Source organism: Streptomyces sp. NPDC048424 (assembly GCF_040651555.1).
Classification (GTDB): Bacteria; Actinomycetota; Actinomycetes; order Streptomycetales; family Streptomycetaceae; genus Streptomyces.
Map to the genome: position 1 here is coordinate 35,133 of NZ_JBEZKE010000022.1, position 13,092 is coordinate 48,224.

The window sequence follows — 13,092 nt, forward strand, 5'->3', positions numbered from 1 at the left end:
GCACACCTGCCTCTCCTGGATCGTTCCCGATCGCTGCCCTTTCGGCCCTTTCGGGCGTCTGCCCCGTGTCCCGCCCCGCACACACGGCCCGGTTCCGATGGCAGGGGTGCGGGCCGCGGAGCGGGTTTGACCAGCGCCCGAACGGTAAGGCGCGCCGCATGAAGGCACCTCCCTCCGAAGAGCCGGACCTTCGGGCCGAGGCCATGGCCCGGCTGCCGCAGGACCACACCCAGGCCATTCTGGAGACCACCAAGCGTGTGGCGGCGCTCCTCAAGGCCTCGGATCGGCCCTTCGCGCTCGCCGGCAGCGTCGCCGCGTTCGCGCACGGCGTCCCGGCCCACTTCCAGCACGACACGGACTTCTGCGTGCGTCCCGAGGACTCCGAGGCCGCCATCCAGGCCTTGGAGGACGGCGACATCGTGATGCGCCGCGCCCCTGAGGACTGGCTGGTGAAAGGCCGATCCGGAGGGGAGGAGATCGACCTGATCTTCGAGCTCGCGAGGCGTCCGGTGAGCCGGGAGCTGCTGGACCGGGCGGTGCTGCTGCCGGTCGACTCGGTCTGGATGCCGGTGCTCTCGCCCACCGACCTCATGGACAGCAAGCTCGCGGCCCTGTGCGAGCACTACTGCGACTTCGGGGACCTGCTGCCGATGGCGCGGATGCTGCGGGAGCAGATCGACTGGCGGCGGCTGGACGACGACCACCGGGCGGCGCCCCTGGCCGACGCGTTCCTGTACCTCCTGGAGCGGCTCCGCGTCATCGGCCCCCGCGGCCGGCCCTGAAGGGCCGTCGGGCCGGTCAGGCCCCCTTGCCCCGTCCGGTGACGAGGTCCCGGGCGCGGTCGACCAGGCCGATGCCCGGGGCGAGCAGCTTGTTGGCCGGCGGTGTCGACGGGCTGCCCGGGTGCGGGCGGGTCGGCGCCAGCTTCTTCGCGCGGCGGATGCTGTCGCCCAGGTGGTCCAGTTCGCTCTGCTGGCAATTGTGCCGCAGGGCCGGGAAGAGGTTCTCCTCCTCGTCCTTGATGTGGGCGAGCACCTCGGTGTGCAGTTCTTCCACCCGGCCGGCGAACTCGGCACCCTCCGGATCCAGTTGCTCCAGCTCCTTGAGCAGTTCCTCCGCCCGGGAATGGTCCGCGATCTCCTTGTCGGCGATCCGGTCACCGCCGTCGAGGTGCTCGCGGATGGCCGGATAGAGGTACTCCTCCTCCGCGACCGAGTGGCGGACGAGCTCGATGGTCAGCAGGTCGGCCAGCTCGCGCCGGCGCTTCCCGTCGGTGGCGGTGCGCAGTTGCCCGAAGTACTCCTTCACCTCGTCGTGGTCGGCGGTCAGTTCCCGCACCACGTCTCCACCGTGTCCCATGATTGCCTCCGATTCCAGATCGTCCGGTTCCAGGTCGTCCGGGCGGTCGCCCGGACCCACTCGTCGTCGCCTGCCCCGAAGGGCGCGGCCCATGCGGCACCCCTACGCCGCCGCCTTGCCGGTGCCGGCCAGGGCCTCCAGCAGTTCGCCGCGGGTCATGCCGGAGCGGCCGGGGATCCCGGCGGTCGCGGCCTTCTCGTACAGTTCCGCCTTGGTCAGGGCTTCCAGCGCGGACTTCCGCGTAGGGGCCCTTCCCCTGCCGCCCGACCGCGATCCCGAAGCCGACTTCCGGCCTGCGCCCGTGCCGCCGCCGCGGGCCCGTTCGACGCTGGCGCGCAGGGCCTCCGTCAGGTCCACCACGTTCGTGGCCTCCGCCGCGGGTTCGGCCTTCTCCACCGTCTCGCCCGCCCGCTTCGCCTCGACCAGGGCGGCGACCTTCTCCTGGTAGGTGTCGTGGAACTCCTCGGGGTCCCAGTGCGTACCGAGGGCGGCGATGAGCTGCTCCGCCATCCTCATCTCCTTCGCACTGCTCTTCGCACCGGAGGCGGCGGGCAGGTCGGGGACCTCCTCCCGGGGGTCACGGATCTCGTCGGCCCAGTGGAGGGTGTGCAGGGTCAGGATGCCGTTCTCGGACTTGAGGGCGACGAGGTACTCGCGGGCGCGCATGACGAAGGTGGCGACACCGGCCCGGTTGCTCTGGGCGAGGGCCTGCTCCAGCAGGGCGTAGACCTTGGTGTACTCCTTGCCCTTGGGACCGACGTAGTAGGTGCGGTCGAAGAAGATCGGGTCGATCTCGTCCAGGTCCACGAACCCGCTGATCTCCAGGGTCTTGGAGCGGCCCGGCGCGATGTCGTCCAGTTCCGCGGGCTCGACCAGGACGTATTCCTCGCCCGCGTCGTAGCCCTTCACGATGTCGTCGAGTTCCACTTCCTTGCCGGTGCGCTCGTTCACCCGCCGGTTGCGGATCCGGTCCGAGGTGCCGCGTTGCAGCTGGTGGAAGTGGAGGGTGTGGCTGTCCGTCGCGGTGTACACGCCGATGGGGACGCTCACCAGCCCGAAGCTCAGGACTCCCGTCCAGACCGGTCTGGCCATGCCGATCACCGCCTTGCCGGGTCTCCCCGGTTGCGGCGTCTACCCGTCCGGCCCCGCCGGAAACGGCCGCCCTCGTCGGCGCTACGCGGACAGCTCGAGGCGGTCCTGGGCGGCCATGACGGCGTCGTACGCGCGGAGTCGGCCCATCAGCACGCACAGGGTGTACGTCACGTCGTCCATCTCGCGGCGCGCGTCCTCACTGCCGGGCTCCGCGGCCAGGGTCGCCCGAGCGGCCCGGAACCGGGCGAGGAGCGTCTCGGTCAGGGCGCGGTTGGCGAGCATGGCCACCGGCGGGGCGGGTGCGGGCGCGGGACGGACCGGGCTGCGGGCCGATTCCACCGCGTGGCGCAGGGCCCGCTCGACGTGGGCCGGAAGCGCCGTGCCGTGCGGTGCGGCGACGATGGCCCCGGCCAGCTCGGCGGCCGTGACGTGGGCGGCCTTGGCCGCCGACGCGAGGACGACCCGGGCGTCCCGGGCGGAGCACGGCGTCAGAGCCATGATCATCCCCACGGCCCGCGCCACGTCCGGATCGCCCGCCAGAGGGCCACCGCCGGACGCTCTCCCCGTAGTGACATCGGAGGGATTTCCGGCCGAGGAACGACGAAAACGAGGAACCATGCGGAATCATCCCTTCAACCGAAGGCGAACGGGGGCCGTAACGGGGTCATGAAGGGTTTACCCTCGCGTACTCGGCGTGCACCTGCCGCAGGCAAAGCTTCAGCCGAGGCGCATCCTGGGAGGGACGGCCGGATTGCCCGCGCCCCGTGCATGAGCCGGCCGTATCCGGGGAGGCGCCCGGGAGGCGGTGACACGTGCCCGCCCGGGGACGGTCACCTCGTACTCGTACGGAGAGGGATGAGCCATGACCGAGAAAGGGATCTGGGGCTACGACCCGGCTTCGGGGCACGAGCCGGGCCTCGACCTCGTCGGGTTCAAGGTCGAGGCCACCGACGGCAGCATCGGGAAGGTCGACAAGCATTCCGATGCCGTCGACGCCTCCCACCTCGTCGTCGACACGGGCGTCTGGATCTTCGGCAAGCACGTCCTCCTCCCGGCCGGCACCATCCAGCGGATCGACACGGCCGAGAGGAAGGTCTACATCAACCGGACCAAGGACCAGATCAAGGCCGCCCCTGACTTCGACGCGATCAAGTACCGCGGTGAGGCGGGCTACTTGGAGGAGTTCGCCCGGCACTACAGCCAGTCCCACAGTTAGGACCCCAAGGCCCCTCGAGGACCCGCCGGAGCGCCGGAGCGCCGGAGCGTGCGCGCTAGGCGGGGTGCGGGGGCGGTGACTCGGCGCGCAGTGAGTACAGGACGGGGAGGTGGGAGTCCCCGAACGGGAGCCGGTACAGGCCGTCCCGGCCCGGGGTCAGGAAGCCGCGCGGGTCGAACTCGGCGGCGACGTGTTCGCCCAGGTGCTTCACCGTGAGGCCCGCGGACGCGGCCGCGGTGACGATCTCCCCGATCGAGTACGGGTACTGGACGCTGTCCTGCGCCGGCAGGCTCAGGTCCGGTTCGGCGTAGGTGCTGGTCACCGTCTCGTGCTGGGGCTCGCCGCCTCCGTAGGGCCAGTCGACGACCAGCGGATCGAGGGCGGCGACCGACTGGAACGCCGGATGCAGATCGACCACGACCAGGCTGCCCCCGGGGCGCAGCGCCATCGCCGCACCGCGCATCCAGCCGTCGAGGTCGGCGATCCAGCAGAGCACCCCGTAGGTGGCGACGACCAGGTCGAAGCGGTCTGCCAGGGTATCGGGCAGTCGCTGGGTGTCGGCTTCGACGAAGGTGGCGTCGAGACCGGTCCGGCCGGCCAGCTGCCGGGCCCGCTCGATCGCCGTCGGCGCGAAGTCGACCCCGGTGACCCGGGCTCCCAGCCGGGCCCAGCTGAGCGTGTCCATCCCGAAGTGGCACTGCAGGTGCAGCAGGTCCTTGCCCGCCACGTCGCCGGCCAGCTCCCGTTCGAGGGCGTACAGGGTCTCGCGCCCCGCGACGAACGACTCGACGTCGTAGAACCTGTCGGTGGGCGTCGAGCCGTGGATCCGGGCGCGCTCGTCCCACAGCGCACGGTTCAGGGCGAGTCCGCCGTCGGTATCGGGCCTGGTTTCGGGCATGGCCCCGAGGATGGCACACCCGTCGGGCGTTCCGCCTGCCGGTTTAGGGTGACGGACATGGACGGGCGAGGACGAAGCTACCGGTACGTCGGGCCGGCCGAACTGCGGTCGCTGGTACGGCCGGGGGCCGAGGGGCGGAGGATCCGCTCGGCGGCGGACTTCGACGACTGGGCGTCGACGCGGATGCCGGCGCAGGCCGAGCCCTTCACCTTCGTCGTCGACACCGCCGGTGTCCTGCGGCTGGCGCCGCGCCGCAGTGAGCACGTGGCGTGCGTCGGCGGTGGACCGGTCCTGAGCGCCGGTGAGATCGGCTTCCGCCGGGAGTCCGGTCGCTGGGTGGTCCGCGAGGTCAGCAACCAGTCGACGGGCTACTGCCCGGACCCCGGCTCGTGGCCGGCCGTCGCGGACGCGCTGGACGCGGCCGGGATCGCGCACCCGCCCGGGTTCACCCACGAGCTGGTGTTCCGCAGGTGTCCTGCCTGCCGGGAGCTGAACATTGTGCGCGATGAGGACTTCGTCTGCGTGTTCTGCGACGGGGCACTGCCGCGGGAGTGGAACGTGGCCGACGCCGCGGCCTGACCGGTCCGCGAATCGCCTCCGCGTACGCCCCCCCCCGGCGGCGCCGTCGGCTACGGCGATTCGAGCAGGCCGAGGACCGGCTCCAGTCCGGCGGGGCGCTGGTCGACCGGCAGGTGGTCCACGAAGTGCACCGGGCAGCCGAGCGCCCGCGCGCCGCCGTCCGCGTGGCGGTCGTCGCCGACCATGAGGACGTCGGCGGGCGCCAGTCCGAGCCGGCCGCAGGCGACCCGGAAGATCTCCGGGTCGGGCTTCTGCGTGCCGAGCTCGAAGGAGAGCACGTAGGTGTCGACCAGCTCGTCCAGCCCGTGTGCGCGGAAGACCGGCCGGAGGTCCCAGCCGATGTTGCTGACCACGGCCACCGGCAGGCCCCGCCGCCGCAGTTCACGCAGCGTCGGTCCGGTGTCCGGGTAGGGCCGCCAGGCGGCGGGGCTCATGTGGCGGTCGTAGAGGGCCGTCAGCAGTTCCGGCGCCGGCAGACCGGCCGCCCGGGCCAGTCCGCCGTAAGCGGCCCGGTGCTGATCGGCGCTCATGTCCCGCTCGTGCCAGAGGGTTTCGAGGTGTGCGGGCACCTGCCGGGGCGAAGGCCCGCCGGGCAGGGCGCCGTACTCCGTCAGCCGCCGCACCGTCTCGTCGAACTCCCCCTCGGCCAGGGACACGCCCGTCGTCTCGAGGGCGGCGGCGAGCCACTCCCCGGTCGACTCGATGCGCAGCAGCGTGCCGGAGAAGTCGAACATCACTCCTTTGATCATGTGGTGATCGTAGGGCAGGCCGGACCGGTGGCGGGGTGTCAGGTGGTCGGGTGCAGCCGGGACGGGGAGAGCGGTGAACCGTGCGGGTTTCCCTCCGCGTCGGCGAGGGCACTGCCCGCCAGCCAGGTCCGCCAGTCCATGTTCCAGTCGCCGAAGCCGTTGTCGAAGGGGGCCATCTTCGCTCCGCCGCTGTTGACCACCTCCACGATGTCGCCTTCGCGGACCGTGTCGAAGAACCAGGCGGCGTCCTCGGTGCTCATGCCCGTGCAGCCGTGGCTGACGTTCTCCTCGCCCTGTGCCTCGACCGACCAGGGCGCGGCGTGGATGTACTCGCCGCTCCAGGTCACGCGCGTCGCGTAGAGGACGGGCAGGTCGTAGAACTCCTTGGTGCCGCGCTGGATGCCGACGGTGTCCCCGCGCATCCGGACCTTGGGCTCCTTGCGCAGGACGACCTTGATTCCGCTGCGGGTCCGGAAGCCCGCCTTGCCGGTGGTCACGGGGATCGTCCTGATGATCCGTCCGTTGCGGCGTACGGTCATCCGGTGCGTGGCGGAGTCGGTGACGGCCTCGATCCGGTCCGCGATGGTGAACTGCACGTCGTCGGAGGGGCCTCCGTAGTCGTGGTCCCCGACCTCGACCCCGTCGAGGCCGCTGCGCACGCGAACCACGGTGTGCGCGGGCCAGTACGTACGCGGCCGGTAGTGCAGGGTCGAGTCGTCGACCCAGTGCCAGGCCCCCTCGACGTGGGGCTCCGAGGTCACCTGCAGGGCCTGCTCCAGGCGGGCGCGGGCGGGCAGGTCGTCGGCGGGGACCGGCCGGCTGAGGGAGGCCGTCACGATCTCCCCGGCCCCGTACGTGCCGGGGCCGGGCCCGAACTCGGCCGTCAGTCTGCCGCCGTCGGCGGGCGGCGCGGTCCGGAAGGCCATGGTCACGCCGACCGGAGTGCCGCCCGCGTCCTGGGCGCCGACCTGCACCGTGTACGTCTCCCCCGCCCGCAGCGGCTCGGTGTTCAGCCAGCGCTCGCTGTGCGGGCCGAGCTCACCGGCCAGCCGGCGGCCGTGTCCGTCCTGCACGGTCACGTCCGTGAGGCGGCCGGAATCGGCGAGGGTGATCTCCAGCGGCCCGCCGGCGTCCGTGGGAAGCACCTGCTCCCGGGCGGCGCGCGCCGCGTAGCCCTCGTACAGGGCGGGCTCCTTCACCACCGACCCCACCCCCCGTGCGGTGGCGAGCACCCGCTGCTCCTGCCAGCCGCTGCACAGTCCGGGCCGGAACATGCGTACCGCGCACCGCCCTCCGCCGTCTTCGTGGCCCTCCTCCAGCACCCTCCCGACCAGCAGCGTGACCGCTGCTTCCCGCGGCGGACCGGCGAGGGTCCGCTCCGTCGTGTCCGCATCGGGCGCCCGGCCCGGCGCTGCGGCGACGACCAGCATGGCCCCCGTCACCGCAGCAACGGCACCCCACGCCCTGGTCGGTTGTGTCCGTCGCATTCGTGGCATAGCCGTATCAAACCGATGGAGGGCCAAAATGATGATCATGGACTCGGCTCTGGGGCCGAACGGCACTCCAAGAGAACTCGTACGGAGCACAACCGCCCGGCCGGGCCGACCGGTTATGGACGCGTCGGGGCGGCGATACCCAGGTGCCCTCGGAGGGCCCGCCCGCCGACAATGCGCCCATGCCCATTCGCGCAGCACACATGGACGAATTGACCGCCCTCCAGGACATCGAGAGGGCCGCCGGTATCTGCTTCCGGGACATCGGCATGCCGGAGATCGCCGACGACGAGCCGCTGACGCTCGGCGAGCTCGGCCGCTACCAGCGGGCCGGAATGGCCTGGGTCGCGGTCGACGGCCCCGGTGCCGGTGCCGGTGCCGGTCCAGGCATCCCGGTCGCGTACCTGATCGCCGATCGCGTCGACGGCAACCTCCACGTCGAGCAGGTGTCCGTCCATCCGGACCGTGCGCGCCGCGGGATCGGCCGGTCCCTGCTGGAACACCTGGCCGGCGTCGCAGCGCGCGAGGGGGTGCCCGCCCTGACCCTCACCACCTTCACCGAAGTGCCGTGGAACGCCCCGTACTACGCGCGCTGCGGCTTCCGGCTGCTGGACGACGGCGGGCTCGCCCCCGGCCTGCGGGAGATCCGGGCCCGCGAGTCGGAACACGGCCTGGACCGGTGGCCCCGCGCCTGCATGCGGCGCGACCTGTGACGGCCCTTCGCCGAGCGCGAACCCAGGAGCTTCCTGCGCTCCCGATGTGCTGAAGTGGGCGGATGAACCTCTTGATACTGGGCGGGACGGCATGGCTGGGCCGTGAGATCGCAGGGCAGGCGCTGGAGCGCGGGCACGAGGTGACCTGCCTGGCGCGCGGCGAGAGCGGGAACGTCGCCCCCGGGGCACGGCTGGTCACGGCGGACCGGAAGCAGGACTCCGCCTACGCCGACCTGCTCGACCGCGACTGGGACGCCGTGATCGAGGTGTCGTGGCAGCCCGCCTTCGTCCACGGCGCGCTCCGCGCCCTGGCGGGGCGGGCCCGGCACTGGACGTACGTCTCTTCCGTCAGCGCCTACGCCGACCACGGCACGGTCGGCGCCGACGAGTCGGCCGCGCTGCTGGCGCCGGCCGAGGGGCAGTACGTCGAACGGGACGAGTACGGGGAGGCGAAGGTCGCCTGCGAAGCGGCTTCGCGCGCGGCGGTCGGGGACCGGCTCGTCATCGCCCGGGCCGGCCTGATCGGCGGACCCGGCGACCACACCGGGCGTTCGGGGTACTGGGTGGCCCGCGCCGCCCGCGAGGTGGACCAGCCCATGCTCGTACCCCGCTCCCCCGGACCGCCGACCCAGACGGTCGACGTACGCGACCTCGCGGGCTGGCTCCTGGACCTCGCGCAGCGGGGATCCACCGGGACCTTCGACGCCGTCGGGCCCGTCGTCCCCTTCGACGAGTGGGTCGACCTGTCGCGCCGCGTGGGCGGCCACGACGGCCCGGTGGCGACGGCGGACCCGCAGTGGCTCCTCGACCAGGGGGTGGCGCAGTTCATGGGACCCGAGTCGCTGGCCATGTGGATGACGGATCCCCAGTGGGCGGGGTTCTGCGCGCGCAGCGGGGCCGCCGCGGGCGCGGCCGGGCTGCGCCACCGCCCCCGCGTGGAGATGCTGGAGGCCCTCTTGCGGTGGGAGCGCGCCGAGGGCCTGGACCGGACCCGGCGGGCCGGCCTGAGCACGGCCCGCGAGCGCGAGCTGCTCACCGCCCTCGCCGACCGGCTGTCGACCACAGGTCAGTGACCTCGCAGGCACGCAGTCGATCTCACCGCTCGCCGGACCGGCCCACCCAGCGCTGGGCGTAGGGAGCGGGGAGGGAGACCGTGAGGCGGCGGCCACGGCCGTCGCCGGTGGTGCCGAGGGGGGCGGTGCGACCGAACCGGGCCCAGGTCTCGACCCTGATGCCGGTGTGCAAGGCGGCCCGCCTTGCGGCGACGGCCGCGTACCACGGGCTGCCGGCGGGCTCGTACGGCCGCATCGATGCGGTCCGATACGTGCTTGTCGGCCATGGCGTTCAACGCGGCCAGCGTTGTCCGCACCGCGGCCTCGGACGTCTACTTCGTCAGCTCGGCCAGAACCACGGTGAGCCACTCCGCAAGGCAACCGCCGCGCTCCGGAGCACAGTCAGGTGCGCGTGCACGTCCGCGAGCGGTCTGGTCCAGTCGATTTCGGCATCACACTGTGGGCGGCAACGGCAAGGGGCCGGACCCTGCGGGTCCGGCCCCTGCGGCCATGTGCGGGGCGTCAGTTCTTGACGGGCTCCATGCAGAGGACGAACTTGTCCGATTCGAGCTGCTGCGCGAGAGCGACCTCGGCAACGCCCTCGCACTTGTCGAGGTTGAAGGTGTTGTCGACGACCTTGACGACCTTGTACAGGTCGGCCACCTTCTCGGTGCAGCCCTTGCTCTCGACCTTGGGGTCGTTCTCCGGGCCGGTGACGACGACACAGTCGCCGGCCTCCGCGTGCACCGGGGCCTCGCCCGTCAGGTAGGGAAGGCCCAGGCGCCAGAACAGTACGACCGCGATCGCCACGACGACGCCGAGGATCTTCTTCCCCAGGACGCCCTTCTTCTTCGCGGGCTCGGACGGCGCGACGGGGGCGTCGAACGTGCCGGGAGTGGTGGGCTGCTCAGGGGTCTGCGGCGCGGGAGGCGTGGCCATGAAGGGTTCCTTGGGGACGTGTACGAGATCGAACGCGCGTACGCTACCGGCTCCTGAACACACAAAAGGGACTCTTCCCTTCCACTTTCCAATCAGATACGCAGTCGTGATCCCTGCCGACCCGTCAGGCCACGCCGCCGGATCCCGGCCTACCGGCTGGGCCCGGGCCCGTGTACGGGTCTGAAGGGTGTTGCATACGACTCAGTACGGGCATTTCGCCTGCATGGAGGAGTGTGAGGGCCGAGCAGGTTCGGTCGGTGAGCTGGATGGACGGGTAGCGGGTGAGGTGGCCCATCCGGGAGAGGAACAGCCGTGGCTGCGCACCGGCTTGCGATACGCCCTTGTCCCGGCCTGCCTCCGGCTCCGCGGCTTGTGCGGTGGTGCGGGTGCGGCCGGTGTGGTGGAGCGGCTCGACGGGTACGGGGTGCAGGACGTGCTCGGCTGCACCGAGGCCGTCGCGGATCTTCCGGCTCCTGGGTTCCAGCCGCGGTCGGGCACGGAGTCGGGGAGCAGCGGCGCTGTCCTGCGCGCGGAAGCTTCGACTGCACCCCGCATCCCTACGCCGCCAAGACCCGCGAGAGTGCCGACCGGCTGGCCGGAGTCCTCGAGGACATCGCCACCAACGGCCTCCCGTCGGTGGAGGAGTGCACACCCTGGGAGGAGCTGCGGGAGGCGCACCTCACCCGGCTCGCCGCCCAGCGGCCTGCCGTCGCCTGATGGCCTCACGGCGCGCCCAAGCTGCGATCCGCTCCAGCACACCGGCGGCGCGCAGCGCGGGCCACGCGCCGGCCTGCACCACGGTGCCCGGCCTCGACGGGGTCGAGGCCGCCCAGCCAGGCCGGGGTGGTGCTGGCACCACCCCGGATACGGGCATTGGGGGGATCGTCCGGTGGGCCGGGTTCTCTGAGGATCGGGGTGTAACCGAATCGCTCCGACCGGGGGAACCATCCACATGCACCTCTTCAAGAAGCCCGCGCGGTGGGCCACGGCCGCCGCGTGCGGGCTGCTCGCCCTCGCCGCCCTGCCCGCGTCGCCGGCGAGCGCCGCCGGGGCGAAGGCCGGCGCGCCGGCCGTGCCCGCGCGGTACGCGCAGCAGCGCCTCGACTGGCAGCCGTGCCAGTCCGGTGCGCTGGAGTGTGCCTCCATGACGGTGCCGCGCGACTGGTACCGCCCGGGCACGGGGGCGGACCTGACCGTCGCGGTGTCCCGGCACAGGGCCGCGGACCCCGCCGCGCGGCGGGGCGTGCTGATGATGGCGGCCGGCGGGCCGGGCGCCTCGGGGCTGGGCCGGCCGGCGGGGTTGGCGGCGTACTCGCCCAAGCTGGCGGCCGCGTACGACGTCGTCGGCTTCGACCAGCGCGGGGTCGGGGCCAGCACGCAGGTGGTCTGCTCCGACCAGGACGCGGTGGACGCCCTGTTCACCAGCGGCGACCTGCGCGACCGCTCTCGCCGGGCCGTGGATGCCACTGTGGACCGGGCGCGGAACTTCGTACGGGACTGTGAGCGGCGGTCGGGCGACCTGCTCCCGTACATCACCACCGACCAGGCCGTGCACGACATGGACCTGTTCCGGGCGCTGCTCGGCGAGTCGAAGGTGTCCTACTACGGCCCCTCGTACGCCACCTTCCTCGGCGCCTACTACGCAACCGAGTTCCCGCGCCGGGTCGACCGGGTGGTGCTCGACAGCAACGTCGGCTTCACGGGCGGTTGGCAGGAGTTCCTGACGGGCCAGCCGATGAGCTTCCAGCGCCGGTTCGAACAGGACTTCCTGCCCTGGCTCGCCGCGAACGACGCGACGTACCACCGGGGCCGGACCGCCGAGGAGGCCAAGGCCTCGTACGAGCGGCTGCGGCGCGCGCTGGGCGAGCACCCGCTGGACTTGGAGGGGACGACGGTCACCCCCAACCACCTCGACGCCGCCGCCACCTCCATCATCTACAGCGGCGACCGCTTCCCCGACCTGGCGATGCTGCTCGGTGTCCTGGAGCACCCGGAGGCGGCTCCGCCGGCCGCCCGCAAGGCCCTGGCCGAGAAGCTGAAGCACCCGCTGGGGGCGCAGTTCGCGGCGGACTTCTTCTCCGTCATCTGCCAGGACACCCCGTGGAACCACGACAGCGCCTATTGGGTCCGCCGGAGCGCGGCCGACGGCGCCGCGTACCCGATGGCCGGGGCCCGTGAGCTGACCTTCGCCTCGGTCTGCGCCGCCTGGCCGCGCTCCCGGGCGCCCCGGGTGCAGGTCACCGGGCGGGGGCTGCCGCCGATCATGATGCTCAACTCGCTCCATGACCCGGCCACTTACTACGAGGGCGCGCTGCGGGCCCACCGGGGGACGGCCGGATCCCGGCTGATCACCGTCGGCGGCGGCGACCACGGCGTCTACCAGTCGCACAACCCCTGCGTGGACGCGTACGTCGAGGGCTTCCTCGTCGACGGCCGGATGCCGGCCGAGGATGCCTCGTGCGAGGGCAAGCCGCTGCCCGACCCGACCGCCGGCCGGTAGGTCGTCTCTTTCGGTTCTTGCCGGTCAAGCCCGCGTCGTCCGGTGCCGTGCATCGGCGCGTTGGCGGTGCGTCCAGGTACTGGACGTACTCGGTGCCCCGCCCGTGCGGCGAGGTGCGGCGCCGGACGACGCGGGTCAGGGCAAGATCCGGAAGAGATGGCCTGGCCGAGTAAGTGGCTGATGCCGCCCTGGCCGTCTTCGCCCTTCCACAGCACGGCCGCCAGCCGGATCGCCGGGGACGAAAGCGCTGGCTACGGAGCCAGGTGACGGTGGCGCGGCTCCGGCGCCGTCTCGCGGCCCGCTGAGGCGCACTGCCTGCGGTTCTCGTGAACACCTGCCTCCCGCCTCGGCTGGTGCCTCCGAAGCCATGACGAAGGGGCTTCACAACCCGGGCCGGCTCAACTTCTGTGGAAGTGACGCGATGCGGCAGGTCCGTGCGCTGGACCAAGTCCAGGTCGGCTGCAGTGCCGACGGGATGTGAACCCGCGGACGGATGGGAGCA

13 protein-coding genes and 1 pseudogene are annotated in these 13,092 nt (G+C 72.3%); 6 read left to right on the forward strand and 8 right to left on the reverse strand.

The features are described 5' to 3' along the window. Positions 1–158 precede the first annotated feature (158 nt). Positions 159–782 (forward strand): nucleotidyltransferase family protein, encoded by a 624-nt coding sequence (locus AB0D29_RS27145; protein WP_362857795.1) that lies wholly within the window; start codon positions 159–161, stop codon positions 780–782. 16 nt (positions 783–798) lie between these two features. Here the strand turns inward: AB0D29_RS27145 and AB0D29_RS27150 are convergent, their stop codons facing one another. The 3 genes from AB0D29_RS27150 to AB0D29_RS27160 all read right to left on the reverse strand — a co-directional run bounded on the left by AB0D29_RS27150 (position 799) and on the right by AB0D29_RS27160 (position 2,949). Further along, positions 799–1,359, reverse strand: coding sequence for a hemerythrin domain-containing protein (locus tag AB0D29_RS27150; RefSeq protein ID WP_362857797.1), 561 nt, complete (start codon positions 1,357–1,359; stop codon positions 799–801). Between the two features lie 102 nt (positions 1,360–1,461). Further along, positions 1,462–2,451, reverse strand: a complete 990-nt coding sequence (locus AB0D29_RS27155; RefSeq protein ID WP_362857798.1) for a Ku protein — start codon at positions 2,449–2,451, stop codon at positions 1,462–1,464. An 81-nt stretch (positions 2,452–2,532) separates the two neighbouring features. Then, a complete protein-coding gene (locus tag AB0D29_RS27160) occupies positions 2,533–2,949 on the reverse strand; it encodes a DUF5133 domain-containing protein (protein WP_362857800.1) in 417 nt (138 codons plus the stop codon). Positions 2,950–3,313: 364 nt separating this feature from the next. Here AB0D29_RS27160 and AB0D29_RS27165 point away from each other — a divergent pair, with 364 nt between their 5' ends. Further along, entirely contained in the window at positions 3,314–3,667 is a 354-nt protein-coding gene (locus tag AB0D29_RS27165) for a PRC-barrel domain-containing protein (protein ID WP_362857801.1), read from the forward strand. A 55-nt stretch (positions 3,668–3,722) separates the two neighbouring features. Here AB0D29_RS27165 and AB0D29_RS27170 read toward each other — a convergent pair whose 3' ends face one another. Further along, positions 3,723–4,565 carry a class I SAM-dependent methyltransferase gene (locus AB0D29_RS27170; RefSeq protein WP_362857803.1) on the reverse strand — a complete coding sequence of 281 codons (843 nt, stop codon included), beginning with the start codon at positions 4,563–4,565 and terminating at the stop codon, positions 3,723–3,725. A 57-nt stretch (positions 4,566–4,622) separates the two neighbouring features. On the opposite strand from AB0D29_RS27170, the gene AB0D29_RS27175 reads away from it, so the two are divergent. Continuing rightward, on the forward strand, positions 4,623–5,144 hold the full coding sequence (locus AB0D29_RS27175) for a hypothetical protein (protein ID WP_362857805.1): 522 nt from the start codon (positions 4,623–4,625) through the stop codon (positions 5,142–5,144). Positions 5,145–5,194: 50 nt separating this feature from the next. On the opposite strand, the gene AB0D29_RS27180 is transcribed toward AB0D29_RS27175, so the two are convergent. Together AB0D29_RS27180 and AB0D29_RS27185 are read right to left on the reverse strand one after the other, a co-directional pair. Continuing rightward, positions 5,195–5,893, reverse strand: coding sequence for an HAD-IA family hydrolase (locus AB0D29_RS27180; RefSeq protein WP_362857807.1), 699 nt, complete (start codon positions 5,891–5,893; stop codon positions 5,195–5,197). Between the two features lie 38 nt (positions 5,894–5,931). Then, complete coding sequence (locus AB0D29_RS27185) at positions 5,932–7,335, reverse strand: Ig-like domain-containing protein (protein WP_362857809.1); 1,404 nt, start codon at positions 7,333–7,335, stop codon at positions 5,932–5,934. 233 nt (positions 7,336–7,568) lie between these two features. Here AB0D29_RS27185 and AB0D29_RS27190 point away from each other — a divergent pair, with 233 nt between their 5' ends. Then, positions 7,569–8,099 (forward strand): GNAT family N-acetyltransferase, encoded by a 531-nt coding sequence (locus AB0D29_RS27190; protein ID WP_362857811.1) that lies wholly within the window; start codon positions 7,569–7,571, stop codon positions 8,097–8,099. A gap of 62 nt (positions 8,100–8,161) precedes the next feature. Next, positions 8,162–9,172 carry an NAD-dependent epimerase/dehydratase family protein gene (locus tag AB0D29_RS27195; RefSeq protein ID WP_362857812.1) on the forward strand — a complete coding sequence of 337 codons (1,011 nt, stop codon included), beginning with the start codon at positions 8,162–8,164 and terminating at the stop codon, positions 9,170–9,172. A 49-nt stretch (positions 9,173–9,221) separates the two neighbouring features. Here the strand turns inward: AB0D29_RS27195 and AB0D29_RS27200 are convergent. Further along, positions 9,222–9,429: pseudogene (locus AB0D29_RS27200) on the reverse strand (XRE family transcriptional regulator); the annotation flags it as partial. Between the two features lie 244 nt (positions 9,430–9,673). Next, the gene (locus AB0D29_RS27205; RefSeq protein ID WP_362857814.1) at positions 9,674–10,090 is read right to left on the reverse strand and encodes a hypothetical protein; all 417 of its coding nucleotides are present in this window, start codon (positions 10,088–10,090) and stop codon (positions 9,674–9,676) included. A 952-nt stretch (positions 10,091–11,042) separates the two neighbouring features. Between AB0D29_RS27205 and AB0D29_RS27210 the strand changes: the two genes are divergently transcribed. Further along, positions 11,043–12,590 (forward strand): alpha/beta hydrolase, encoded by a 1,548-nt coding sequence (locus AB0D29_RS27210; protein ID WP_362857815.1) that lies wholly within the window; start codon positions 11,043–11,045, stop codon positions 12,588–12,590. Positions 12,591–13,092: the final 502 nt, after the last annotated feature.

Bases quoted from the DNA above. Each gene is read 5' to 3' on its own strand.
- AB0D29_RS27145 (WP_362857795.1), top strand. From the start codon at position 159: ATGAAGGCACCTCCCTCCGAAGAGCCGGACCTTCGGGCCGAGGCCATG.
- AB0D29_RS27150 (WP_362857797.1), bottom strand. From the start codon at position 1,359: ATGGGACACGGTGGAGACGTGGTGCGGGAACTGACCGCCGACCACGAC.
- AB0D29_RS27155 (WP_362857798.1), bottom strand. From the start codon at position 2,451: ATGGCCAGACCGGTCTGGACGGGAGTCCTGAGCTTCGGGCTGGTGAGC.
- AB0D29_RS27160 (WP_362857800.1), bottom strand. From the start codon at position 2,949: ATGGCTCTGACGCCGTGCTCCGCCCGGGACGCCCGGGTCGTCCTCGCG.
- AB0D29_RS27165 (WP_362857801.1), top strand. From the start codon at position 3,314: ATGACCGAGAAAGGGATCTGGGGCTACGACCCGGCTTCGGGGCACGAG.
- AB0D29_RS27170 (WP_362857803.1), bottom strand. From the start codon at position 4,565: ATGCCCGAAACCAGGCCCGATACCGACGGCGGACTCGCCCTGAACCGT.
- AB0D29_RS27175 (WP_362857805.1), top strand. From the start codon at position 4,623: ATGGACGGGCGAGGACGAAGCTACCGGTACGTCGGGCCGGCCGAACTG.
- AB0D29_RS27180 (WP_362857807.1), bottom strand. From the start codon at position 5,893: ATGATCAAAGGAGTGATGTTCGACTTCTCCGGCACGCTGCTGCGCATC.
- AB0D29_RS27190 (WP_362857811.1), top strand. From the start codon at position 7,569: ATGCCCATTCGCGCAGCACACATGGACGAATTGACCGCCCTCCAGGAC.
- AB0D29_RS27195 (WP_362857812.1), top strand. From the start codon at position 8,162: ATGAACCTCTTGATACTGGGCGGGACGGCATGGCTGGGCCGTGAGATC.
- AB0D29_RS27205 (WP_362857814.1), bottom strand. From the start codon at position 10,090: ATGGCCACGCCTCCCGCGCCGCAGACCCCTGAGCAGCCCACCACTCCC.
- AB0D29_RS27210 (WP_362857815.1), top strand. From the start codon at position 11,043: ATGCACCTCTTCAAGAAGCCCGCGCGGTGGGCCACGGCCGCCGCGTGC.